Genomic DNA, 23,454 nt, shown 5'->3' with positions numbered 1-23,454 from the left:
CAGGAGAATTCAGGTCATGAGCAACCCCCAGCAGCTGCGTTACAGCAAGGAGCACGAGTGGCTGTCGGCCGTCGAGGACGGTGTGGCCACGGTCGGCATCACCGAGTTCGCCGCCAACGCGCTCGGCGATGTCGTCTACGCCCAGCTCCCCGAGGTCGGTGACACGGTGACCGCGGGCGAGACCTGCGGTGAGCTGGAGTCGACCAAGTCGGTGAGCGACCTGTACTCGCCGGTGACCGGTGAGATCACCGCCGCGAACCAGGACGTCGTGGACGACCCGTCGCTGGTGAACTCCGCTCCCTTCGAGGGCGGCTGGCTGTTCAAGGTACGTGTCGCGGAGGAGCCGAAGGACCTCCTCTCCGCCGACGAGTACACCGAGTTCTCCGGCAACTGAGACCCAAAGGGACCACCTGATGTCGCTTCTCAACTCCTCCCTCCATGAGCTGGACCCGGACGTCGCCGCCGCTGTCGACGCCGAGCTCCACCGTCAGCAGTCCACCCTCGAAATGATCGCCTCGGAGAATTTCGCTCCGGTCGCGGTCATGGAGGCCCAGGGCTCCGTCCTCACCAACAAGTACGCCGAGGGCTACCCCGGCCGCCGCTACTACGGCGGCTGTGAGCACGTCGACGTCGTCGAGCAGATCGCCATCGACCGCATCAAGGCTCTGTTCGGCGCCGAGGCCGCCAACGTCCAGCCGCACTCCGGTGCGCAGGCCAACGCCGCCGCGATGTTCGCGCTGCTGAAGCCGGGCGACACGATCATGGGCCTGAACCTGGCCCACGGCGGTCACCTGACCCACGGCATGAAGATCAACTTCTCCGGCAAGCTCTACAACGTGGTCCCGTACCACGTCGACGACACCGGCGTCGTGGACATGGCCGAGGTCGAGCGGCTGGCCAAGGAGTCCAAGCCGAAGCTGATCGTCGCCGGCTGGTCCGCGTACCCCCGCCAGCTGGACTTCGCCGCCTTCCGCCGCATCGCGGACGAGGTCGGCGCGTACCTGATGGTCGACATGGCGCACTTCGCCGGCCTGGTGGCCGCGGGCCTGCACCCCAACCCGGTGCCGCACGCCCATGTCGTCACGACCACCACGCACAAGACCCTCGGCGGTCCGCGCGGTGGCGTCATCCTGTCGACGCAGGAACTCGCCAAGAAGATCAACTCGGCGGTCTTCCCGGGTCAGCAGGGTGGTCCGCTGGAGCACGTGATCGCGGCCAAGGCGGTCTCGTTCAAGGTCGCGGCGACCGAGGAGTTCAAGGAGCGCCAGCAGCGCACCCTGGACGGCGCCCGCATCCTCGCCGAGCGCCTGGTCCAGCCCGACGTCACCGAGGCCGGTGTCTCCGTGCTGTCCGGCGGTACGGACGTCCACCTGGTCCTCGTCGACCTGCGCAACTCCGAGCTGGACGGCCAGCAGGCCGAGGACCGGCTGCACGAGCTGGGCATCACGGTCAACCGGAACGCCATCCCGAACGACCCGCGGCCGCCGATGGTCACCTCGGGTCTGCGGATCGGTACGCCGGCCCTGGCCACCCGCGGTTTCCAGACCGAGGACTTCACCGAGGTCGCGGAGATCATCGCGTCGGCACTCAAGCCGTCCTACGACGCGGATGCCCTGAAGGCCCGCGTCGCCGCGCTGGCCGAGAAGTTCCCGCTGTACCCCGGCCTGAAGTAGTCCGGGACAGAGGTCGTCCCGAAAAGTAATCCGGGACACAGTTCGTCACCTTTCGGGCGGGGCACCGCGCACACTGGGCAGTGGGCGCGGTGCCCCAACCCTTGTCCCGCTGCTCTTCGGGCCGACCGGTCCGTACCGCATCACCCGGCAGACAACGACGTCTACCAATCCTTAGGAGTTCTCCGTGGCCATCTCGGTCTTCGACCTGTTCTCGATCGGCATCGGCCCGTCCAGCTCCCATACGGTCGGCCCGATGCGCGCGGCCCGCATGTTCGCGCGCCGGCTGAAGAACGAGGGCCTCATCGCCCACACCGCCTCCATACGCGCCGAGCTGTACGGCTCGCTCGGTGCGACCGGTCACGGCCACGGCACCCCCAAGGCCGTCCTGCTCGGCCTGGAGGGCGAGTCGCCCCGTACCGTCGACGTGGAGTCCGCCGACGACCGGGTGGAGCGGATCCGTACCACCGGCCGGATCAATCTGCTCGGCATGCACGAGATCGACTTCGACGCCGACGAGCAGCTGGTCCTGCACCGCCGCAAGGCGCTTCCGTACCACGCCAACGGCATGACGATCTTCGCCTTCGACCACGAGGGCGCCCCCCTCCTGGAGAAGACGTACTACTCCGTCGGCGGCGGCTTCGTTGTCGACGAAGACGCGGTGGGCGAGGACCGGATCGTCCTCGACGACACCGTGCTGAAGCACCCCTTCCGCACCGGTGACGAACTGCTGCGGCTCTCCAAGGACACCGGCCTGTCCATCTCCTCGCTGATGCTGGAGAACGAGAAGGCCTGGCGCACCGAGAACGAGATCCGCTCGGGGCTGCTGGACATCTGGCACGTCATGCAGGCCTGCGTCGCGCGCGGCATGTCCCGCGAGGGCATCCTGCCCGGCGGTCTCAAGGTCCGCCGCCGCGCCGCGAACACGGCCCGCCAACTGCGTGCCGAGGGCGACCCGCAGAGCCACGCGATGGAGTGGATCACCCTCTACGCGATGGCGGTCAACGAGGAGAACGCGGCGGGCGGCCGCGTCGTCACCGCGCCCACCAACGGCGCCGCGGGCATCATCCCGGCCGTGCTGCACTACTACATGAACTTCGCGGCGGGCGGCGCCACCGAGGCGGAGAAGGAGGACAGCGTCGTCCGCTTCCTCCTGGCCGCCGGAGCCATCGGCATGCTCTTCAAGGAGAACGCCTCCATCTCCGGCGCCGAGGTCGGCTGCCAGGGCGAGGTCGGCTCCGCCTGCTCCATGGCCGCGGGCGCCCTCGCCGAGGTCCTGGGCGGCACCCCCGAGCAGGTCGAGAACGCCGCCGAGATCGGCATGGAGCACAACCTCGGCCTGACCTGCGACCCGGTCGGCGGTCTCGTCCAGATCCCGTGCATCGAGCGCAACGGCATGGCCGCGGTCAAGGCCGTCACGGCGGCGAAGATGGCGCTGCGCGGCGACGGCAGCCACAAGGTCTCCCTGGACAAGGTCATCAAGACCATGAAGGAGACGGGCGCGGACATGAGCGTGAAGTACAAGGAGACGGCGCGCGGCGGGCTGGCGGTCAACATCATCGAGTGCTAGGGAAACGGGCCCTGACCAGCGCGTTCGCGCCTTTCAGTGCTGTCAGGGCCTTCCCTCCTCGGTGGCCTTGAGCATGGCGCCCGCTCCGTTGGCCACGACCTGGTGGGCGAGGCCGGCCGCCTCGAACCCGACACAGGATGCCCGAGCGCCGCCAGCACTCTTCCCGTCGGACGTGTCCGCCAACGCCGTGGCGAGCACGATCCAGGCGGCCTTGGCGCCACGTTCCGTGACGTGGAACCCCCACTGCCCCTGGGCCAGCTCGTTCACGATGCGCAGGCCCCGTCCCCGCTCTACGAGCAATCCGCATGCCCCCTCGGCCGGTTCGGTGCCCGGCGAGGGCGTGGCACCGAGGTAGAGACCCGTGGGGAGCAGAGGATCCCCGTCGTGGATCTCGCAGATGAACCTCCCGGCGGCCGAGCGGACGTGTACCTCGTACGGCCCGCACGCGTGCTCGTGTGCGTTCGCCACGAGAGGCGTACGGCCGCAGGAAGCGCCCTGGCTTCGGGCACGCGGCCCCGGGAGGATCGTGGCTCAAGCACCAGCCACGAGGCCGGTCGCGAGTCACGTACTCAACGATGGACGCCGAAGCCCCCGAAGCTCATGGGCGTTTATGAGCAAAGGGACCAGCAAGCGACAAGGCGCTCCAGCGAGACCGCCGCTGGCCTTCACTGCCGCGCATACGGTCACTGAGAGTATGGGCGGGTGAGTGCTGACGTATTGGGACGCTGGGTACCGGATCGTCCCGAGGATGTGGCTGCGGTCTTCGTCAAGGCGGGCTTCCCGTGGTGGATCGCTGGCGGCTACGCGATCGAACTCGCGGTCGGCCGCGAGGTACGCGCACACGGTGATCTCGACGTTCTCGTCCTCCGGCGCGACCAGGCCCTCGTACGTGATCTGCTGCACGACTGGGACCTGTTCGTGGCTGACCCACCCGGCCAGGGGGAATTGCGACCGTGGCGTCCTGGGGAGGTCCTTCGGCCGCCGCTCCACGACATCTGGTGCCGGCGAAGGCCGGAGGCGCCCTGGTCGGTGCAGCTCATGCTGGACGAGGCCGAGGGCACCCAGTGGGTCTCACGGCGGGACCCGGCGATCCGGCTCCCGATCGATCGGCTCGGGCGGACGAGCAAGACGGGCATCCCGTATCTCGCGCCCGAGGTGCAGCTCTTCTACAAGGCGAAGGTGACCCGGGAGAAGGACGAGACCGACTTCGAAGCGGTACTGCCGGTGCTCGACGCTCCGGCACGCGCCTGGCTGGCGGACGCGATCAGTGTGATCGCACCCGATCACCCCTGGCTCAGGCGGCTCCCGCCGGTCAGCCGAACGTGAGCAACGGTACGTCGTAGAGGCCGGGGTTCCGGGGCCGGGTCATGGTGAGCGACACGACTTGCTCGCCCTGGCGCGGCGTCCCTCGTCCTGTCTTCGGCTTCCTCCACGCGTGCTGGGCGTTCTCCCTCACCGTGCTGTTCGTACGACAGGCTCGCGGCAGCGCCCAGAGCGCTGTCGTCCCCTTCCTGGACGCCTACCTGCGCAAACAGCAGACTTGCTTCGCCGCGGCCACCGAATCCCTGGCAAGGGCGCTCGCCTACGTCTCCGCCGACGTGGTGCGCGGACACATCAGCCGCGCGGTGAGTGAGGTGGTCGGGTAGATGTCCGCTCGTTCAATGACGATCAGGCAGTTTTGGTCACGAACGACTTCCCTCGCTCGACCACAGAAGGTTGACTGTGGGTCACGCATGGTGATGCCACCGTCCTGAGCCAAGGGCGCTTGCCACCGCGGGCCCGCGAGCCCGGCCCCGATGCCCCGGCCCCCGGCAGAGGAGAGTGAGCACGGTTGTCGGCCTTGTCTCGCACGATGACCCCCTGGCCAAGGGTGGGTGGGGGCGGGCGGTCCGCCCCCGATGTGTACTGGCACCTACGCGTGAATTCGATCAGTTCCCCGTTCGTATCGTTCGTCCGCATCGTCTCGACGAGGGGCACCAATGAGCCAGATTGCGCTGCCAGAGTTTCATATGCCGTTCCAGAGCGCGGGATGCAATCCCGGCATCGAGGAGACCAGGAAGGCCGCTTGGGAATGGGCCGAATCCAATGGTCTCGCACTCTCTCCGACAGCCCGGAAGAAGATGATCCGGACCAGGCCAGAACTCTGGATTTCCCTCATGTTCCCCACTGCTTCACAGCAGCATCTCGATCTCTTCTGTCAGTGGCTTTTCTGGGCCTTCCTCGTCGACGACGAGTTCGACGACGGCCCCGCCGGACGTGATCCCCGGATGTGCGAGGCGACGATCGACCGGCTGGTGGCCGTACTCGACGGCGAACAGCCGCGCAGCACGATGGAGTACGCACTCGTGGGCCTGCGCGCCCGGACGTACCACGACCGCTCGGCGCGCTGGATCCGGCAGTTCCGGCGGGATACGGTCTCCTGGCTGTGGACCTACTACGCCGAGGCGGTGGAACGAGCCGCCGGACAGGTGCCGACCAGGAACGAATTCGTGAAGCACCGGCGGGATTCGGTGGCCATGCAGCCCTTCCTGGATCTGCATGAGATCACCGCCGGAATCGACCTTCCGGAATCGGCCCGCAGCCTTCCCGCCTATGTCGCTCTGCGCAACGCGGTAACCGATCACTCGGGGCTCTGCAACGACATCTGCTCCTTCGAGAAGGAGGCACTTCTCGGTTACGAGCACAATGCGGTACGGCTCATTCAGCGCGACAGCGGACTCACTTTCCAGGAGGCCGTCGACGAGGCCGGGGCGCAGCTCGCGGAGATAGCGGACCGGGTGCAGCGCGCCGAGAAGGAAGTGATCGACGAAATCGAGGCGGCCGGGATCAACGGCCGCACCCGGGCCGCGCTGGAGCGGTGCGTGCAGGACTACCGCGGGATGGTCCGGGGCGACTTCGACTACCACGCCCGAGCGGAGCGCTATACCCGTCCCGATCTGTTGGAGATCGACGAACGGAAGTCGCTGTCGAGCTACTTCGCCGACTGACCGGCCGGCAGAGCATGGCGCGGCAGCGCGGGCGGCGGCCCCCGGCCCGTGGGCCGGGGGACCTCCCGGCCATCAGGCCTTGTTCTGCGCCGCCCAGAACTCGTCGAACGTGAGCAGTCCGTCGCCATTGCCGTCGTGCGAGTTGATGACGGCCTGGGCCACCGGCTCGGTGACGTAGGGGTCGCCGAGCTGAGCCATCACGCTCTTGTACTCGGCAGCCGATATCAGCCCGTCGCCGTTGAGATCGAACCGCTCGAATGCCTTGCGTGCCGACTCGATGTCCGCCATGGTTCCGCCCCTTCGTAAATGCCTGACCAGTGCCTGACCAGTGTCTGATTGCGGAGGCCAGATTAACGGGCGCGACGGGTGGCGGTCGCGGCGGCCGGTAGTCGATCATGGGTGGGGGGTCCGCCGCCCGGCGGACCGCGGTCCGGACCGGGGAGCGGGACGCTGATGGACGACGCACTGGCAAAGATCCTTGCGGCTGCGGCGCACGGACGGTTTCCCCCGCCGGACGGGTCCACGACGGTGGTAAGGCAGCCGGGTGCCCGGGATGCGGGAGTGCTGGCGTTCACCGCGCACTCCGTCGTATTCACCGACGAGGATCCGCGGTGGGTGCGGGCCGTGCTGGCCGCCACCCCCGGCGACGCGCTCGCCGCGACAATGAATCCGTACTTCCTGAGCGCGCTGCTGGACCGCAGCGGTCGGCACATGAACACCATCGATCTGCTGACGGTGGCGGACGCACTGCCCGGCGAACCGGAGATCGCGCTGCGGGAGATCGAGGACCCGGAGCATCCGCGGGTGGCACGGGCGATGAAGTACCGCGACGAGGTGCGGGTCTGGTCCGCCGACGGCGGTGTGGTGATCCTCGGCCGGGGAGTCGCCGGGCGCTGGGAGACCGCGATCGAGGTGGCCGAGGAAGCGCGCGGCAGACGGCTGGGCGAACGGCTGGCGCGGGCGGCCCGGCATCTGGTGCCCGACTCGGTGGTGTGGGCGCAGCAGTCGCCGGGGAACGCCCGCAGTGTGCGGACGTTCCAGGCGGCCGGCTACCGGCCGGTGGGCTCGGAGGCCCTCCTGGTCGCGGAATGAGTGTTCAGCGGATCGGCTGCGCCACGGCTCGTGGTTGATGCCTGGCTGTCAGCGGAACACGCCGGTATGGCCGAGCGAGTAGCGGCCCGGCTGCGGGTAGACGGCGAGTCCGTGCGGGCCGCTGCCCACCGGGATCCGGGCGAGCTGTTTGCCGCTGACGGTGTCGATCGCGTACACCTCGGAGTGGTATCGCCCGCTCAGCCAGAGGACCTTGCCGTCCGCGGAGACTCCGCCCATGTCGGGGCTGCCGCCTTCCGGCAGGTGCCATTTCTTCGCCAGTTTGCGCTGTGTGAAGTCGAAGACGGAGATGGAGCCCTCGCCCCGGTTGGAGATGTACATCTCCTTGGAATCGCGGCTGACGTAGAGGCCGTGGGCGCCCTTGCCGGTGGGCAGCAGCTTCGGGGTGGTGAACTTCTCCCCGTCCAGCGCCCACACCCCGTTCGCGATCATGTCCGCGATGTAGAACGTTCCGCCGTCGGGTGACAGCTTCACGTCCTGCGGCATCGCGCCTTTGACCGGCAGCTTCTGCTGGCCGACGATCTTCATCCTCGCCGTGTCGACCTTGAGGAGTTCGCCGGAGAACTCGCAGGAGACGATGAAGTACCGGCCGTCCGCGGAGAAGTCGGCGTGGTTGACGCCCGCACAGCTGACCGGGACGGTCTTGGCCGTCTTCATGGTGTGGGCGTCGCGGAAGACCAGTTCGCGGTCCATCGATGCCATCACCACGGCGTATTTGCCGTCCGGCGTGAAGTAGAGGTTGTACGGGTCGGAGACGGGCACCGTGCGGCCCACCTTCCCGGTGGCCGGGTCGATGGCGGTGAGGCTGTCACCGATGTCGTTGTTGACCCACAGGGTCTTCAGGTCCCAGGACGGGACGACGTGCTGCGGCTGGCGGCCGACCTCGATGGTCCTGATGACCTTGTATGTCGCGGGATCGATGACCGACACCGTGTCGGAGTTGGTGTTGGGGACGTACACGCGGGACGGGAAGTCCTTGACGACCGGGGAGAGCTTCCCGGGCCGGTCGGCCGCGTAGACGTCCTTGGCGTCGAGTACCGGCGGCATGCCGGGCAGTGCGGGCTTCGCCCTGCTGGACGGTGTGGTGGCCGCGGCGTTTCCCTTCTCGGCGGGGGTGCCGCAGCCGGTGAGTACCGCCAGCAGGACGCCCCCGAGCAGGGCCGCAGTGTGCTTGGTGGAGGGAAGCATCAGGTCAGCAGCTCCGTGGTCGTCACCGCGCTCAGTCGGCGGCGGTCGATTTCGGTGAGGAGGAGAGGCAGGGCGGCGACCGTGTCCGCGTAGCCGAAATGCAGGCTCACCACCGATCCGTTGCGGATCTCCCCGGCCACCTTGCGGGTGACGGCCGCGGCGCCGGGAGAGGTGAAGTCGAGGGAGTCCACGTCGTACGAGAGGACGTGCGGGTAGCCCGCCCTGGCGGCGAGCCGCTGGACGAGCGGGGTGGCGTACCGGGTGCGCGAGGGCCTGAACCAGGTGCCGATGGAGCCGGTGAGCCGGCGCAGCCGCTGGGCGCAGCCGGTGATCTCCGCGTACGCCTCGGCCTCGCCCATCGAGGAGATGTCGATGTGGCGCTGTGTGTGGTTGCCGAGGTCGTGGCCGCCGTCGAGGATGCGGCGGGCCATCTCGGGGTGTTCGTCGAGCCAGCTGCCGACGGCGAGGACCGTGATCCGTGCGTGGGCGCGTTCGGCCTCGGCGAGTACGGTCCGGGCGATGGCGGGGTCGCCCTGGCCGTGGAAGGTGAGGGCGACGCGGGCGCGGTCGCGGGGGCCGTGGTCGATCTGGACCGGCTGCCCGGGGAAACGGTGCGGGGCGGGCGCGGGGTGCGGGGCCGCGTTCTTCGGGGTCACTGCGGTCGGGACGGTCCTGGCCGACGTACCGGGGGCGTCGCCGCCGTCCGCGCATCCGGCGGCGAGGGCGCCGACCAGGGCGGCCCCTGCTCCCGCACGCAGGGCGCTGCGGCGGTGCACCGGAGCATCGGAGGCGTTCATGCGCAGAACAGTAGGGGTTGAATGTGCAAAAAATAACATTTTAGACTTATGGGCGATGCGAATGAATCATCCGGCGAATCCCATAAATATTCATGATTTTCCAGGCAAGTGACCCATCACACCTACGATTCACCTGATGAATGTCATGTTATGGCCATCAATGCATGGTTTGCACCTTTGGCGGTGAGGTCGCCCGTCTGCCATAGTTGGTCACACGACGGCATTGACCCGAGCCAGTCGTCACGAGCGGCCGTGAACACACCCCCCATTTCACGGCCCCCACAGAAGCCCCCGAAGCGCCGCACCACGGCAGACCGGGGGCTTCTGTGTATCCGGGCACGAGCCCGCCAGGTATCCGGGCACGAGCCCGCCAGGGCGGTCAGCGGTCGGAGATCCGCATCTCGAACCAGGTGGTCTTGCCGCGCGGCAGCAGATCCACGCCCCACCGGTCGGAGAGCTTGTCGACGAGGAAGAGCCCCCGACCGCTGATATCCATCTCCTGGACGGGCATCAGGCACGGCAGCCCACGCGAGGGGTCGCGCACCTCGATCCTGATCCAGCCACGACGGCGCAGCATCCGCAGCCCGAAGACCCGGGCGCCGGTGTGCCTTACCGCGTTGCCGACGAGCTCCGAGACGAGCAGCACGGCGTATTCGGCGGTCTGTGGGGAGAGCGCCCACTGGCGCAGCACCACACACGAGGTGAGTCTTCGGGCAGTGGCCGCGGACTCCGGGCGGGACGGCAGCCGGACTTCGCCCTCCGCCGGGTTTCCGAGCAACTCCAGCGCTCTGAACGCCTGTTCGTCATCGACTGTCGGCATCCCGCGCGCCGCTGTCGCGCCGCTGCGCGGTCGCGGCTGTTCCACACCCTCCAGGCCCGCCATGCACACCATCATGGCCGCAAGGCGAGCACTCCGGGGCCGCTCCATAAGGAATCCACACCCGGAGTGCATCGTTCGGGAGAAGTCGGCAGGCATATGCCGCTGGCCGAATGCGGTTCGGCACACCCCTTCTGAGCTGCACAGACATCGCATCCCAACGGGGCTGCCGGCCTTTTCGGGCAGCCGGGCCTCAAGGTTCCCTCATGGCCCGGCTCATCCGCCCGCAAGGATGAACCCGCGTCACTCTGTACCCAACTTGTGTTCGATCAGAGGAACTTGGCCTTGCCCGGACCTTCTTCCACAAAGCTGCGCATACCGCGCTCCCGGTCCTCGGTGGCGAACAGACCGGCGAACCAGTTCCGCTCGATCGTGAGCCCGGTGTCGATGTCCGTCTCCAGGCCGGCGTCGACGGACTCCTTGGCGGCGCGCAGCGCGAGGGCGGGCCCCTTCGCCAGCTCGGCGGCCCAGGCGTGCGCCTGCTCGTACACCTCGGCTGCGGGCACCACACGGTCCACCAGACCGATCGTCAGGGCCTCCTCGGCCTTCACATGACGGCCGGTGAAGATCAGGTCCTTGGCCCGGGAGGGACCGATCAGCCGGGCAAGGCGCTGGGTGCCGCCCGCTCCGGGGATCAGTCCGAGCAGGATCTCGGGCTGGCCCAGCCTGGCGTTGTCGGCGGCGATCCGGAAGTCGGCACAGAGCGCCAGCTCGCAGCCGCCGCCCAGCGCGTAGCCGGTGACTGCGGCGACGACGGGCTTGGGGATCCGGGCCACCGCGGTGAAGGAGTCCTGCAGCGCCTTGGACCGTACGACCATCGCCGTGTGATCCATCGCCTGCATCTCCTTGATGTCCGCGCCCGCCGCGAACACCTTCTCGCCGCCGTAGAGGACCACGGCACGCACATCGTCGCGCCGGGTCGCCTCCTCGGCGAGTTCACGCAGCCGGTCCTGGGTGGCGACATCCAGGGCGTTCATGGGCGGACGGTCCAGCAGGATCGTGCCGACGCCGTCGCGTACTTCGAGGGTTACGGTCATGAGAGGCAGGTTAGCCCGACCGGTCGGTCCTACTTGGTCCACTCCGACCAGGACATGTTCCAGCCGTTGAGGCCGTTGTCCGGCTGGATCGTCTTGTCCTGCGAGTTCTTCACGACCACGACGTCGCCGATGAGCGAGTTGTCGAAGAACCAGGCCCCCGAGGTCTCCTTGCTCCAGCCACCACGCACATCCTGGAGACCGACGCAGCCGTGGCTGGTGTTGGCCGAACCGAAGACGCCCGAGCCGCCCCAGTAGTTGCCGTGGATGAAGGTGCCCGAGGTGGACAGGCGCATCGCGTGCGGCACGTCCTTGATGTCGTACTCGCCGCCGAAGCCGACGGTGTCACCGTTCATCCGGGTCACCTTGAGCTTCTCACTGATGACCATCTGACCGTTGTACGTGGTGGTCGCCGGGGCACCCGCGGAGATCGGGATGTCCTTGATCTGCTTGTCGTCGCGGACGACCTTCATCCGGTGTGTGCTCGCGTCGACGGTGCTGACCTGCTTGCGGCCGATGGTGAAGGAGATCGTCTTGGCCTGCTTGCCGTAGACGCCCGGGCGCCCCTCGACGCCGTCGAGGTTGAGCTTCACGGTGACCTTGGTGCCTGCGGCCCAGTACTCCTCGGGGCGGAAGTCGAGGCGGTCGTTGCCGAACCAGTGGCCCTCGATCGGTACGGAGGGCTCGGCCGTCACCTTGATGGCGTTCTCGACCGCGGCCGGGTCGGTGATGCCACGGGTGAAGTGGATCGAGACGGGCATGCCGACGCCGACCGTGGAGCCGTCCTCCGGTGTGTACTGCCCGATGAAGGTGTTCTGCGGGACCAGCGTCGTGAAGCTGGTGTCCTTCGCCGACTCACGGCCCTTCGCGTCCTTGGCGACTGCGTGGACCTTGTACTTGGTCGCCACGGCCAGGTGCTGGTCCGGCGTCCAGCTCGTGCCGTCCGCCGCGATCTTTCCCTCGACCTCGGTGCCCTTGGGGTCGGCGACCTTCACCGTGGTCAGCTTCCCCTGCTCGGCGGAGATCTTCAGTGCCCCGCTGGTGGCGACGGACTCCTCCCCGTCCTTCGGCGCAACGGTCACCACGGCCTGCGAGGCGGTGGTGTCCTCGGCCTTGCGGTCCTTGCCCGCGCTGCCGGTGTCGTCTGCGCCGCCGCACGCCGTCACCAGCAACAGCAGCGCGCCCAGTCCCAGAGCCAGCGGTCCGGTGCTCCCTCGCCCGCGCCGCCCGCTGTTCGCCCCGGCCGAGGTCCCCGATATCGGCTGCCCGTTCAATGTGCTCGTCTCCCCTCACACGGCCTGGCCCCCGCCAAGGCCCCAGGAGCCCTGCAGGCCCCCGCCCCCGCGCGCTGCACATGCGCGCTCAGCGAAAGATAATCACACTGATCACGGGAAGATGACCCCGCGGATGTCACCGTTCAGTCCCAACTTGCCCGTGCTCAGGATCGCTTCCTGCGGGAAGCGCGCCTTCCGGCTGAAGACGGATCCGGCGGTGCAGCCGCTCACGACCTCGTCCACGATTGTCAGGGAGTGAGGATCAGCCGAGGATGCCCCGGTCGTAGCCGACCGCGACGGCGGCGGCCCGGTCCTTGGCGCCGAGCTTGGCGAAGATATGGGTGAGGTGGGTCTTCACCGTGGCCTCGCTGATGAACAGCTCGGCGGCTATCCCACGGTTCGAGGTGCCCTTCGCGACGAGTTCGAGCACCTCGCGCTCACGGCCCGACATCGACTCCCAAGAGTAGTGTGGCTCCGTTGGATCGGATCGGGGAGGGGTGGGCCGGGTGATTCGTGCGTACAAGTTCCTCCTGCGGCCCACCTCAGGTCAGCAGATTGCGCTTGGTGAGATGCTGCGTGATCACTGCTCGCTCTACAACGGGGCATTACAGGAGCGCCGCGACGCCTGGCACCACACCTCGAAGACCACGGTCCGGTACGGGCAGCAGTCCGTGCAGCTCAAGGAGATCCGGGCGTTCGACCCGGAGCGTCAGGGCCGCTGGTCGTTCTCCAGCCAGCAAGCGACGCTGCGGCGTCTGGACAAGGCGTTCGCTGCGTTCTTCCGCCGCGTCAAGGCCGGTGAGAAGCCGGGCTATCCGCGCTTCAAGGGCGTAGGGCACTTCGACACGGTCGTCTTCCCGAAGGACGGAGACGGCTGCCGTTGGGACTCCACCCCGCACGATCCGGTCACGCGCGTGCGCATCCAGGGGGTCGGGCACGTCAAGGTGCACCAGCACCGGCCGGTGGTGGGCAGGGTCAAGACGGTCTCGGTCAAGCGCGAGGGCCGTAAGTGGTTCGTCGTGCTGACCGCCGAACAGCCCCGGCCTGAGCCGCTCCCGGCGACCGGCAGTATGGTCGGCATCGACCTGGGCATTGCCAACTTCCTCGCGGATTCGGGCGGCGGGTTCGTCGAGAACCCGCGTCACGGGCGGAAGGCTACGGAGAAGCTCGAAAGGGCTCAGCGGGCACTGTCCCGGTGCAAACGCGGTTCCAAGCGCCGCCGCAAGGCCGTGGAGAAAGTCGCCGCCCTGCACCGCAAGGTCCGTCGCCGGCGCCTTGACCACGCGCACAAAACCGCGCTCGGCCTCGTACGCGCGCATGACTTCATCGCGCACGAAGACCTCAAGATCTCCCATATGAGCCGGGCCCCCGCACCGAAGCTGGACCCTGATCAGCCTGGAAGCTTCCTGCCCAACGGGGCGGGGGCGAAGGCCGGGCTGAACCGATCGATCAGCGATGCCGGTTGGGGGGTGTTCCTGACGATCCTGACCGCCAAGGCTGAAAGCGCCGGACGGGAAGTGATGGCCGTGGACCCCCGCAACACCTCCCGGCGGTGCCCCGCATGCGGCCACACCGCCAAGGAGAACCGGCCCACCCAGGAGAAGTTCCACTGCACCTCGTGCGGCCACACCGCGCACGCCGACACAGTCGGAGCAATCAACGTTCTACGGGCCGGGCTGGTCCGTCGCGAAGCCCAACCGGCATAGCGAGAAGCCACCCCCAGGGGGTGGAAGAGTCACGAAGTGGGTGACCAGAAGGACCGAAGGACCGTCACGCCGCTGTCGGGTTGCCGACCAGGGCGAGCGCGATGGACAGCCGCTGCTTCTGACCACCGGACAGTTTGGCGAACCTGGTGCCGTACTTGGTGTGCAGTCCGAGCCGTTCGGCCAGCGCGCGCCAGTCGGCGGGGTCCGGGTAGAAGGCGCTGTACAGCTCCAGGGCCTCGGCCACGGTCAGCTTGGGCTGGAGCTCGCTCTCCTGGAGTTGCGCGCCGAGCAGCCGGGTGACCCGGTCGTGGTCGGCGACGGGGTCGAGACCGGCGACGCGGACCGTACCGGCATCGGGGACCCGCAGCCCCTCGATGCATTCGACGGTGGTGGTCTTGCCCGCTCCGTTGGGGCCGAGGATCCCGAAGATCTCCCCCTCGTCGACGGAGAAGCTCACTCCGTCGACCGCGGGGCGCCCGGCGTAGGCCTTGTGCACCGCGTTCACTTCGATGATTGCCATGCCTACGAGAATCGTTTCTCAGGAAGCGGCGCACCATCGTCCATCGCGCTCGAAGCGGCATCGGCCGATCGGTTGATACGGGGTACGACCAACGGGTTCCGGCACCGCCGGACGGCCGAAAAACCACATGAGCGATGTCCGTGGTGAATCGTAGGCTCGCCTGTGATGCCCGAAGAAGATGTAGAGCCCAGTAAACGGTCCGTCGTACGCTCGCTGATGCGGTTGTGGCCCTATGTGAAGCCGGTGCGGAACCGCCTGTTCGGCGCCGCGCTGGTCGCGATAGTCGCCTCCTGTACCGGCCTGGTGATCCCCCTCGTACTGAAGTGGATCGTCGACGGCCCGGTGGCGGACCGTGACCCGGGGGGAGTCTGGCTGGGCGCGCTGTACCTGCTGCTGCTGGGCATCGCCGAGGCCGTGCTCTTCGGGATACGGCGCTGGCTGGTGGCCCGGCCGCTGGCCGGGGTCGAAGCGGCGATGCGGGCCGACCTGTACCGGCATCTGCAGCGGCTTCCGGTGGCGTTCCACGACCGCTGGGCATCGGGGCAGTTGCTGTCGCGCGGGACCACGGACCTGATGCTGGTGCGCATGTTCCTGGCTTTTCCGCTGACTTTCCTGCTGGTCAACGGGACGACGATCCTGATCGGTTTCATCATTCTGCTGATGCAGCAGTGGACGCTGGGGCTGGTACTGCTCGCCCCGGTGGTGCCGTTGGTGATTCTCTGCTCGGTCTTCGAGACGAAGTACTCGCTCGTGGCACGCAAGGCGCAGGACCAGGTCGGCGATCTGACGACAGTCGTCGAGGAGAGCGTGCTGGGCATCCGCATCATCAAGGGCTTCGGCCGACACCGCAGCCAGGCCCTCGCGTTCCGTGCCCTCTCGCAGCGGCTTCGTAGCACGGAACTCGGCAAGGCGCGCCTGCTCGCGGGCATCTGGGCCGCCATCACCACGATCCCCGAGCTGGCCATCGGGGCGGCGCTGGTCCTCGGCGCGGTCCAGGTCGCGGACGGCGGGCTGTCGGCGGGCACGCTGGTCGCCTTCCTCTCCATGGCACTCGCGCTGCGGTGGCCGATCGAGTCGATCGGCTTCCTGCTGGCGATGAGCCAGGAGTCGGCGACGGCGACCGAGCGGTTCTTCGAAGTGATGGATGTGGCCGAGGAGGAGGACACGGCCGCGGCCGGCAGCCGCGCGCCGAGGGACACGGCCGGCCAGGGCGAAATGGTCTTCGAGGGCGTGGAGTTCCGCTACCCCGATGCGGGCGCCGGTTCCGTACCCGTACTGTCCCGGGTCGATCTGCGCATCCGCCCCGGCGAGACGATGGCCCTGGTCGGGGCCACGGGTTCGGGGAAGACGACGCTCACCGCGCTCGTGCCGCGGCTGCACGAGGCGACCGCGGGACGGATCACGCTGGACGGCAGGGACATCACCACCATGCCCCGGGAGGAGCTGCGCGAGCTGGTGTCCGTGGCGTTCGAGGAGCCGACGCTCTTCTCGGCGAGTGTCGGGGAGAACGTGCTGATGGGCGCCGAAGGCGCCGGGGAGGAAGAGCTGCGGCGGGCGCTCACGGTCGCGCAGGCCGACTTCGTGTACGACCTGCCCGAGGGCATCGACACCCAGGTCGGCGAGCAGGGGCTCAGTCTCTCCGGCGGGCAGCGGCAGCGGCTCGCACTGGCCCGCGCCGTGGTCGGCCGCCCCCGCTTCCTGGTGCTCGACGATCCTCTCTCCGCCCTGGATGTGCACACGGAGGCGCTGGTGGAGGCCGCCCTGCGGCAGGTGCTCGAGGAGACGACGGCGATCGTCGTCGCGCACCGTCCGTCCACCGTGATGCTCGCGGACCGGGTGGCGCTGCTGTCGGAGGGCCGCATCACCGCTGTCGGCACGCATCAGGAACTGCTGCGCAGCAGCGCGGAGTACGCGTGGCTGATGTCGGGCGCCGGAAGCACACAGGAGGCGGCACGTGCCGAGGACGCCTTCCCCGACCCGTCCGAGGAGGACCGCCTGGTGCCGGACGTCCCTGCCGAGAAGGGCCGCATCCGATGACCAGTACGACGACCGGGCCCGCCGAGCAACGCGACGCACCGAAGAAGCCCGAGGACCCGTCCCTCTCCGACGGTGGCGGGGATCGGTTCGACCGGGACGATCTGCCCACGCCCCGTGGTGCGACCCGCGCACTGCTGATTTCGCTGCTCCGGCCGCACCGGGGTCGGTTGCTGGTGTCCGCGCTGTTGCTGCTGATCCAGCAGGCGGCGGTACAGGCGGGCCCGCTGCTCGTCGCGTACGCCATCGACAGCGGTGTGCCCGCTTTCCGGGACGAGGAGTACGGGCCGCTGATCGCGGTGGCGGTGGGGTACGCACTGTGCTCGGCGGCCGCGGGAGCCGTGCAGTACGCGTTCATCGTGGCCTCCGCCCGGATCAACCAGGACGTGCTGCTCGATCTGCGCGGGCGGATCTTCCGCCACGCGCAGGCCTTGAGCGTGGACTTCCATGAGCGCTACACGTCGGGCCGGCTGATCTCCCGTTCCACCACGGATGTGGAGTCGCTGCGCGAACTGCTCAGCGAGGGACTGCAGGAACTGATCGGCATCGTCCTGTCCTTCGTCTCCATCTCGCTGGTGCTCCTCTGGCTGGACTTCGGTGTCGGCGCGGTAGCGGTGCTGTCCTTCGCCCCCCTGTATCTGCTGGTACGGCTCTACCGACGGCGGGCCGGAGTGCTCTTCGCGGCGCGCTCGACGGCGATCGCCGCGGTCATCGTGAAGTTCGCCGAGTCGATGAACGGCATCCGTCCCGTCCAGGCATTCCGCCGCGAGCGGATCAACGACAGGCACTTCGAGGACCTCAACAGCACACACGCGTGGAAGAACGGCGGCGCGATGCTGGAGATGGCGCGCTATGTCGTCGGCTCCCGGCTGGTCGCCAACACGGCGGTCGCCGGGATCGTGCTGTGGGGCGCGTACCGCGTGGCGTCGGGCACGCTGGCGCTCGGTGTGCTGGCCGCGGCCGTGCTCTATCTGCGCCGGCTGTACGACCCGATCGACCGGCTCGGCATGTTCCTCAACTCCTACCAGTCGGCCGCGGCTTCGCTGGAGAAGATCGCGGGCCTGCTCGCCCAGACCCCCTCCGTGCCCGAGACGTCGGATCCGCAGGAGCTGCCCGCGCTCACGGGTGAGCACCCGGGCCGCGAGGTCGTCTTCGACTCGGTGCGGTTCGCGTACCGGACGGGCGGCGAGGTGCTGCCCCGCTTCGATCTGACGATCCCGGCCGGCCAGACCGTGGCCGTGGTCGGTTCGACGGGTGCGGGCAAGTCGACGCTCGCCAAGCTGCTGGCCCGCTTCTACGACCCGACCGACGGCCGGGTGCTGCTGGACGGGACCGATCTGCGGGATCTGGCCGTGCCCGAGCTGCGGCGGGGTGTGGTGATGGTGACGCAGGAGGCGTTCCTGTTCTCCGGGACGGTCGCCGAGAACATCGCGATCGGCAGCCCGGACGCGAGCCGTGAGGAGATCGAGCAGGCCGCGAAGGCGATCGGCGCGCACGATTTCATCGCCGGACTGCCCGAGGGATACGACACGGACGTACGCAAGAGGGGCGGCCGGATCTCGGCCGGTCAGCGCCAGTTGGTCGCGTTCGCACGGGCCCTGCTGGCGAACCCGGCGGTGCTGATCCTCGACGAGGCGACGAGCTCTCTGGACGTCCCCGGCGAACGGGCGGTGCAGCGTGCCATGGACACGGTGCTGCACGGCCGCACCGCGGTGGTGATCGCCCACCGCCTGTCGACCGTGGAGATCGCGGACCGGGTCCTGGTGATGGAGCACGGGCGCATCGTGGAGGACGGCGCCCCGGCCGAACTCATCGGCGGCACGGGCCGCTTCGCCGGGCTCCACCGGGCGTGGCGGGAGAGCCTGACGTGACGGGGAGGGGTTCTCCGCCGCACAGGGTTCCGGACACGCCACGGTCCGTCCGTATGCGGAGCCGAGGCTGCGTCTGCAGCGTGGCGCGAGCGGACCTGTGAAGAGCAGCATCGTGGTGGACGGCTCGCAAACGTTTCGAGCGGTCACCAGCCGACGCACACCGGCGGCGGGGCGCTGCATTCGCCTCCGCGCACACCCCCGCCCCGGACGGACGCGGCTTGAAGTCGCCGCCCCGCGACTCCGTTCAAGAGCCCGATGCAGTCCGAGTCGAATGTCGTCCATCACCACCGCTGACCTCGCCCTGGAGCGGCAACGCTGAACGATCTCACTGTGCGTGTCCACTCGAATGGGCCACGTGAAGGGGCGGGGGCGAGCGTCTGAGGGTCGCATGAGGAGGGGGCACTCGCACCAGCAGTGCCCGTAAGGAGGCATCATGGTCCGCCACTCGATTCGTACGCTTCTGGTCGGCCTGTGCACACTTACCGCCGCGTCTCAGGCGGCTACGGCCGTGGCCCTTGTCGCGTCGACCGATCAGCACAAGGTCACCTACAACGCCGCCAAGGCCCTGGCCCCGCAGACCCGCTCCGACCTGACCACTGCCATGAAGGATGAGGCGTTCGCTGACGCCATCTACAGCCTCTTCGGCGCTCAAGCCGACCGCGAGGGCCACGCCGACATCGGACGGCTCTTCCCGAACACTGCGCAGACCGAGCTGAACGAGCACCTGCGCGAGGCGGCCACGCTGGCCGGCATCGCCGGCGGGAACGCGGCCAACCTGCGTCAGGCCATCAGCGGGGAGACATACGAGAACCAAATCATGTACCGCGACTTCGCGACTCGGGCCCGGCAGGACGGGGATATGAAGGCCGCCGACCTGTTCACGGAGATCGCCGCGGACGAGGGCCGTCACCGCGATGCCTTCCGTACGGCACTCGACGTCCTGACCTCCGGCCGTGGCACCATCCCGGTACCACAGAAGGCCGACCCGGTCGCGGTACTCGCCGGGCTGCCGCAGGTGAACGCCGCCCGCACGAAAGCCAACCTGGACACCGCGATGCACGGCGAGGCTCTGGCCTACGCCAAGTACATGCTGTTCGCAGAGCAGGCGAAGCAGAGCGGAAACCCCGCACTGGCCCGCCTGTGGGAAGGGACAGCCGCAGTGGAGCTGAACGAGCACCTCGCCGGTGAGGCTGCACTGGCCGGGCTGGTGCGCACCACGAAGGAGAACCTGGACAAGGCCGTCACCGGGGAGCGCTCCGAGGCGACCACCATCTACCCCGGGTTTGCCAAGCAGGCGAAGGCCGTCGGTGACACCGCTGCCGACCGCTACTTCAGCAACATCGCCGCCGACAAGGCCGAACGCGCGGCCGCCTTCCAACAGGCACTCGACCAGCTGCGCTGACCGCTGACCAAGCCGCGAGACCGGCCGGACACGAGCAAGAACGTCCGGCCGGCCGACGCGCCACAGCCACAGGGCGCACCGGGCCGCCGCCGGTACGGCTGTTGTCGGCTCACCGCCTACCGCCCAACTAGTGCCGCGACCGGCAAGGTTTGCCCGTAAAGGAGCGGCGACCGGTGCGTGTGATCGCAAGGCGGCCAAAAGCCCTGGTAGCGGCGCTACCTGGGCTTTTGGCCAACGCCGCGAGCGCGCGTGCCGGGCGTCGCGACGGGGCAAACCTTGCCGGTCGCGGCACTAGCCATGCGGACCGCCTTCGAACCCGACGAAGACCAGCGCGGCCGAGCAGCCAGGCCCTCGCCTGCACCACTCGGCGCGCGCGATCGGGCCGTAGGTGGTCTGCTCATTCCGGGGGCCGCCGTCCACTCATATCCCGGAGAGTTGAAGATGAGCGTCTATCGATCCGCGCAAGTCGCCGCCGCCGCCGGTCCGTTCGAGATCGTCGAGCGTGAGATACCGCAGCCGGGCCCCTGCCACGTGCGGGTGGCCGTGGATGCCTGCGGGATCTGCCACAGCGACGCCCTCTTCGTGAACGCTGCGCTTCCGGGCGTACGGTTTCCGCTGGTCCCCGGGCATGAGATCGCCGGGCGGATCGAGGAGCTCGGTGAGGGAACGCAGAACGCCTGGCAGGTGGGCGACCGCGTGGCGGTGGGCTGGTTCGGCGGCAGCTGCGGCCACTGCACACCGTGCAGGCAGGGCGACTTCGTCGTGTGCCAGTACCTGAAGGTCCCCGGCTGGACGTACGACGGTGGCTATGCCGAGAAGGTGATCGCGCCGGCGGACGCCCTGGCCCGGATCCCCGACGGGCTGGACGCGACCGATGCGGCGCCCATGGCCTGTGCGGGCGTGACCACGTTCAACGGGCTGCGGCGCAGCTCCGCCCGGCCGGGTGACCTGGTGGCGGTGCTCGGCATCGGCGGGCTCGGCCACCTGGGGGTGCAGTACGCGGCCGCCATGGGCTTCGAGACCGTGGCCATCGCCCGCGGAGCCGCCAAGGCCGACTTCGCGAAGGAACTCGGTGCGCTCCACTACATCGACAGCACGGCGAACACCTCCGTCGCGGACGCGCTGCAGGCCCTCGGCGGCGCCAGGGCCGTCCTGGCGACCGCCGCCAACTCCGGGGCGATCACGGCGACCGTGGACGGGCTCGCTCCCCGCGGCGAGCTGGTGGTCATCGGCGCGGACACCGAACCGCTGGGGATCAGCCCGACTCAACTGCTCATGAACGGCAAGGTCGTCAGGGGCCACCCGTCAGGCACCGCGCAGGACGTACAGGACACCCTGGCGTTCAGCGCGCTGCACCGGATCCGCCCGATGACCGAGGTCGTGCCACTGGACGAGGCCACTGAGGCGTACCGGAAGATGATGTCCGGCGCCGCCCGCTTCCGGATGGTTCTCACCACCGGCTGACGCACCCGGCCCCGCACAGGACGGCGGGGCGAGGGCGGCTCCGGGCACAGCAGCTGCGACGTAACCGTGCAAGGTTCGCGTTCCGCCGGAGTCCGCGACAATCGTTTTTTCCGCACGAGCGCACAGATCACGCCAAGATCGGAATTTCGCCCCTGGCGCACTTGTTCGTCCCGCGCTTCACTCCTGCCTCATGAGACGACAGATCACGTCCATGCTCGCCGGACTGGTGCTGGCCGCCGGATCGGTGCTCGGCGCGAGCCCGGCGGCCGCGGCCGAGTCGGTTCCCGTGGAGTTCGGCACCGACTGGCACGACCCGCTGACCGCGGCGCCGGCCATCGAGAAGCCCGACACCCGATCCTGCGAAGTCAGCATCGCGGAGGCGCAGTTCCGCGATTTCACGCCGTACAGGGGAAGTTACGCCCCACCCAAGGAGTGCGGAGACCGCTGGAGCAAGGTGGTGCTGCGCCTCGACGGAAAGGTGAAGGGCGCCGTCAGTACGACCGGCTCGGCTACCTCCGCATGGGCGGCGTCGAGGTGTTCCGTACGTCCACGCCCGAACCCTCCGTCGACGGGATCACTTGGTCGGTGGAGAAGGACGTCACCCACTACAGCGACACACTGCGCCGCGAGCAGCCCGTCGAAATACTCATCGGCAATGTAGTCAACGAGACATACACCGGCGTCATCGACGTCAAGGTCACGCTGACCTTCTATGCCGCGAAGGGCAGTACGAAGGCCGCCGAGACGCCGGACAAGGTCCTCCGGCTGGAGGGCGCCACGCTGACCACGCCGCGTAACTCCGAGCGCATCGTCGCCGAGGTGTACGCCACCGGATCCGGCGGCGGCTGCGAGGAGTTCTGGTACCTGACCGTGCCGGACGCCGCGTCCTACTCGTGCACGGCGGACAAGGGCCCGTACCGCGAGGTGCAGGTCAAGGTCGACGGCCAACTCGCGGGAATCGCGGCGCCGTTCCCGAACGTGTGGACCGGCGGCTGGTCCAACCCCTTCCTGTGGTACGTCGTTCCAGCGCCGCGTGCCTTCGACGTGAAGCCGATCGAGTACGACCTGACGCCGTTCGCCGGCATCCTCAACGACGGGCGCGAGCACCGCGTCGAGGTGTCGGTCGCGGGCCTGCCCGAGGGGCAGAGCGGCTGGAGCACGGCCACGAACGTCCTCGTCTGGCAGGACGAGGGCAGCGAGCACGTCACCGGGGCGCTCACGAAGCACGATCAGAGTGATCTTTCCAACTCGACGACATTCACGCCCGGTTCACTGAACCGGCTCGACACCAAGGGTGGCCACCGGCTCACCGTCGCCGGCTATGTGAACACCTCGCACGGGCGCGTCGAGACCACCGTCTCGCGCACCCTCGCCAATACCTCAGCCCACCACTGGACGGAGGGCGAGAACACCGACGGGCTCACGTCACGCTGGGACGACGACGAGACGGTGACCGTGGACGGCCGCGGCCCGGCGCGGGTCGCGCACACCCATCGCGTCTACACCATGGACGGCGAGACCACGATCGGCACGGACGACCGGCTGCGCACCGTCCTCACGCTCGGGGACCGCGCGGACACCTCGGTCGTACGCGCCGGCAAGCGCATCTCCTGGTCGCGGCTCGACGACACGTACACCGGCGACGCCGCCTGGACGCTGGGTGTCCCGCGTGACCAGCGCCACGCCGTCGGCACGTCGAGCGGGCGCTACCGGCTGGACGGGTCGGAGGGCAGCTACGACCGCACACTGCGGACCGAGCAGGGCATCCTGACGGAGGACCGTACGGGCTGAGCCCACCTGGGGCCCGGCTGTGCGTGTCGGGCCCCAGGTGGTGGTGGTAGTTGACCGGGCCGGAGCGGAAGGTAGGAAATGAGCCACAGTCAATGCCATCTCGGCCAGTGGTGACCACCGTTCCGCAAATCGCCGTTCGAACATGATGAGTTCGAGCTC

Annotated in this window: 20 protein-coding genes and 3 pseudogenes; 13 read left to right on the top strand and 10 right to left on the bottom strand. The window is 68.7% G+C overall.

What is annotated here, in order from left to right; genetic code table 11:
* Positions 1 to 16: 16 nt before the first annotated feature.
* The 3 genes from gcvH to ACH4EW_RS11460 all read left to right on the top strand — a co-directional run bounded on the left by gcvH (position 17) and on the right by ACH4EW_RS11460 (position 3,240).
* Positions 17 to 394 (top strand): glycine cleavage system protein GcvH, encoded by a 378-nt coding sequence (gene gcvH / locus ACH4EW_RS11470; protein WP_398254581.1) that lies wholly within the window; start codon positions 17 to 19, stop codon positions 392 to 394.
* A 19-nt stretch (positions 395 to 413) separates the two neighbouring features.
* Complete coding sequence (glyA, locus tag ACH4EW_RS11465; protein WP_398254579.1) at positions 414 to 1,673, top strand: serine hydroxymethyltransferase; 1,260 nt, start codon at positions 414 to 416, stop codon at positions 1,671 to 1,673.
* Positions 1,674 to 1,857: 184 nt separating this feature from the next.
* Entirely contained in the window at positions 1,858 to 3,240 is a 1,383-nt protein-coding gene (locus tag ACH4EW_RS11460; protein ID WP_398254577.1) for an L-serine ammonia-lyase, read from the top strand.
* A gap of 42 nt (positions 3,241 to 3,282) precedes the next feature.
* Here the strand turns inward: ACH4EW_RS11460 and ACH4EW_RS11455 are convergent, their stop codons facing one another.
* Entirely contained in the window at positions 3,283 to 3,708 is a 426-nt protein-coding gene (locus ACH4EW_RS11455) for an ATP-binding protein (protein WP_398254575.1), read from the bottom strand.
* A gap of 234 nt (positions 3,709 to 3,942) precedes the next feature.
* On the opposite strand from ACH4EW_RS11455, the gene ACH4EW_RS11450 reads away from it, so the two are divergent.
* The 3 genes from ACH4EW_RS11450 (at position 3,943) to ACH4EW_RS11440 (ending at position 6,227) form a co-directional block, all read left to right on the top strand.
* Positions 3,943 to 4,566 carry a nucleotidyltransferase domain-containing protein gene (locus tag ACH4EW_RS11450; protein WP_398254573.1) on the top strand — a complete coding sequence of 208 codons (624 nt, stop codon included), beginning with the start codon at positions 3,943 to 3,945 and terminating at the stop codon, positions 4,564 to 4,566.
* Between the two features lie 41 nt (positions 4,567 to 4,607).
* Positions 4,608 to 4,886 carry a hypothetical protein gene (locus tag ACH4EW_RS11445; RefSeq protein ID WP_398254571.1) on the top strand — a complete coding sequence of 93 codons (279 nt, stop codon included), beginning with the start codon at positions 4,608 to 4,610 and terminating at the stop codon, positions 4,884 to 4,886.
* 363 nt (positions 4,887 to 5,249) lie between these two features.
* Entirely contained in the window at positions 5,250 to 6,227 is a 978-nt protein-coding gene (locus tag ACH4EW_RS11440; protein WP_398254814.1) for a terpene synthase family protein, read from the top strand.
* A 72-nt stretch (positions 6,228 to 6,299) separates the two neighbouring features.
* Here the strand turns inward: ACH4EW_RS11440 and ACH4EW_RS11435 are convergent, their stop codons facing one another.
* On the bottom strand, positions 6,300 to 6,515 hold the full coding sequence (locus tag ACH4EW_RS11435; RefSeq protein WP_398254569.1) for an EF-hand domain-containing protein: 216 nt from the start codon (positions 6,513 to 6,515) through the stop codon (positions 6,300 to 6,302).
* Positions 6,516 to 6,680: 165 nt separating this feature from the next.
* Here ACH4EW_RS11435 and ACH4EW_RS11430 point away from each other — a divergent pair, with 165 nt between their 5' ends.
* Positions 6,681 to 7,319, top strand: a complete 639-nt coding sequence (locus ACH4EW_RS11430) for a GNAT family N-acetyltransferase (RefSeq protein WP_398254567.1) — start codon at positions 6,681 to 6,683, stop codon at positions 7,317 to 7,319.
* Positions 7,320 to 7,367: 48 nt separating this feature from the next.
* Here the strand turns inward: ACH4EW_RS11430 and ACH4EW_RS11425 are convergent, their stop codons facing one another.
* From ACH4EW_RS11425 to ACH4EW_RS11395, 7 genes and pseudogenes are all read right to left on the bottom strand, one after another.
* Complete coding sequence (locus tag ACH4EW_RS11425) at positions 7,368 to 8,525, bottom strand: beta-propeller fold lactonase family protein (RefSeq protein WP_398254564.1); 1,158 nt, start codon at positions 8,523 to 8,525, stop codon at positions 7,368 to 7,370.
* Entirely contained in the window at positions 8,525 to 9,322 is a 798-nt protein-coding gene (locus ACH4EW_RS11420; protein WP_398254562.1) for a polysaccharide deacetylase family protein, read from the bottom strand. The genes ACH4EW_RS11425 and ACH4EW_RS11420 overlap by 1 nt, the downstream gene beginning before the upstream one ends.
* A gap of 379 nt (positions 9,323 to 9,701) precedes the next feature.
* Positions 9,702 to 10,217 (bottom strand): ATP-binding protein, encoded by a 516-nt coding sequence (locus ACH4EW_RS11415; protein ID WP_398254811.1) that lies wholly within the window; start codon positions 10,215 to 10,217, stop codon positions 9,702 to 9,704.
* A 251-nt stretch (positions 10,218 to 10,468) separates the two neighbouring features.
* Positions 10,469 to 11,236 (bottom strand): enoyl-CoA hydratase/isomerase family protein, encoded by a 768-nt coding sequence (locus ACH4EW_RS11410; protein WP_398254560.1) that lies wholly within the window; start codon positions 11,234 to 11,236, stop codon positions 10,469 to 10,471.
* A gap of 29 nt (positions 11,237 to 11,265) precedes the next feature.
* Positions 11,266 to 12,507: an Ig-like domain-containing protein gene (locus tag ACH4EW_RS11405; RefSeq protein ID WP_398254557.1), complete on the bottom strand. Its 1,242-nt coding sequence runs from the start codon at positions 12,505 to 12,507 to the stop codon at positions 11,266 to 11,268.
* A 111-nt stretch (positions 12,508 to 12,618) separates the two neighbouring features.
* Entirely contained in the window at positions 12,619 to 12,750 is a 132-nt protein-coding gene (locus ACH4EW_RS11400) for a hypothetical protein (RefSeq protein WP_398254554.1), read from the bottom strand.
* Between the two features lie 19 nt (positions 12,751 to 12,769).
* A pseudogene (locus ACH4EW_RS11395) lies at positions 12,770 to 12,955 on the bottom strand (response regulator transcription factor); the annotation flags it as partial.
* Positions 12,956 to 13,013: 58 nt separating this feature from the next.
* Here ACH4EW_RS11395 and ACH4EW_RS11390 point away from each other — a divergent pair.
* Positions 13,014 to 14,213 carry an RNA-guided endonuclease InsQ/TnpB family protein gene (locus ACH4EW_RS11390; RefSeq protein ID WP_398254551.1) on the top strand — a complete coding sequence of 400 codons (1,200 nt, stop codon included), beginning with the start codon at positions 13,014 to 13,016 and terminating at the stop codon, positions 14,211 to 14,213.
* A 76-nt stretch (positions 14,214 to 14,289) separates the two neighbouring features.
* Here ACH4EW_RS11390 and ACH4EW_RS11385 read toward each other — a convergent pair.
* Positions 14,290 to 14,733 (bottom strand): annotated as a pseudogene (locus tag ACH4EW_RS11385) (ABC transporter ATP-binding protein); the annotation flags it as partial.
* Between the two features lie 165 nt (positions 14,734 to 14,898).
* On the opposite strand from ACH4EW_RS11385, the gene ACH4EW_RS11380 reads away from it, so the two are divergent.
* The 5 genes and pseudogenes from ACH4EW_RS11380 to ACH4EW_RS11360 all read left to right on the top strand — a co-directional run bounded on the left by ACH4EW_RS11380 (position 14,899) and on the right by ACH4EW_RS11360 (position 23,295).
* The gene (locus tag ACH4EW_RS11380; RefSeq protein WP_398254548.1) at positions 14,899 to 16,770 is read left to right on the top strand and encodes an ABC transporter ATP-binding protein; all 1,872 of its coding nucleotides are present in this window, start codon (positions 14,899 to 14,901) and stop codon (positions 16,768 to 16,770) included.
* Positions 16,767 to 18,638: an ABC transporter ATP-binding protein gene (locus tag ACH4EW_RS11375; RefSeq protein ID WP_398254546.1), complete on the top strand. Its 1,872-nt coding sequence runs from the start codon at positions 16,767 to 16,769 to the stop codon at positions 18,636 to 18,638. Before ACH4EW_RS11380 ends, ACH4EW_RS11375 begins: the two co-directional genes overlap by 4 nt.
* Positions 18,639 to 19,071: 433 nt before the next feature.
* Entirely contained in the window at positions 19,072 to 20,040 is a 969-nt protein-coding gene (locus tag ACH4EW_RS11370) for a ferritin family protein (protein ID WP_398254543.1), read from the top strand.
* Between the two features lie 441 nt (positions 20,041 to 20,481).
* Positions 20,482 to 21,504 carry an alcohol dehydrogenase gene (locus tag ACH4EW_RS11365; protein WP_398254541.1) on the top strand — a complete coding sequence of 341 codons (1,023 nt, stop codon included), beginning with the start codon at positions 20,482 to 20,484 and terminating at the stop codon, positions 21,502 to 21,504.
* A 190-nt stretch (positions 21,505 to 21,694) separates the two neighbouring features.
* Positions 21,695 to 23,295 (top strand): annotated as a pseudogene (locus ACH4EW_RS11360) (peptide-N4-asparagine amidase).
* Positions 23,296 to 23,454: the final 159 nt, after the last annotated feature.

The sequence above is a fragment of the Streptomyces sp. NPDC018000 genome (genome assembly GCF_044328025.1).
In the GTDB taxonomy this organism is placed as follows: Bacteria; Actinomycetota; Actinomycetes; order Streptomycetales; family Streptomycetaceae; genus Streptomyces.
This window is presented reverse-complemented; position numbering and strand designations above follow the sequence as displayed.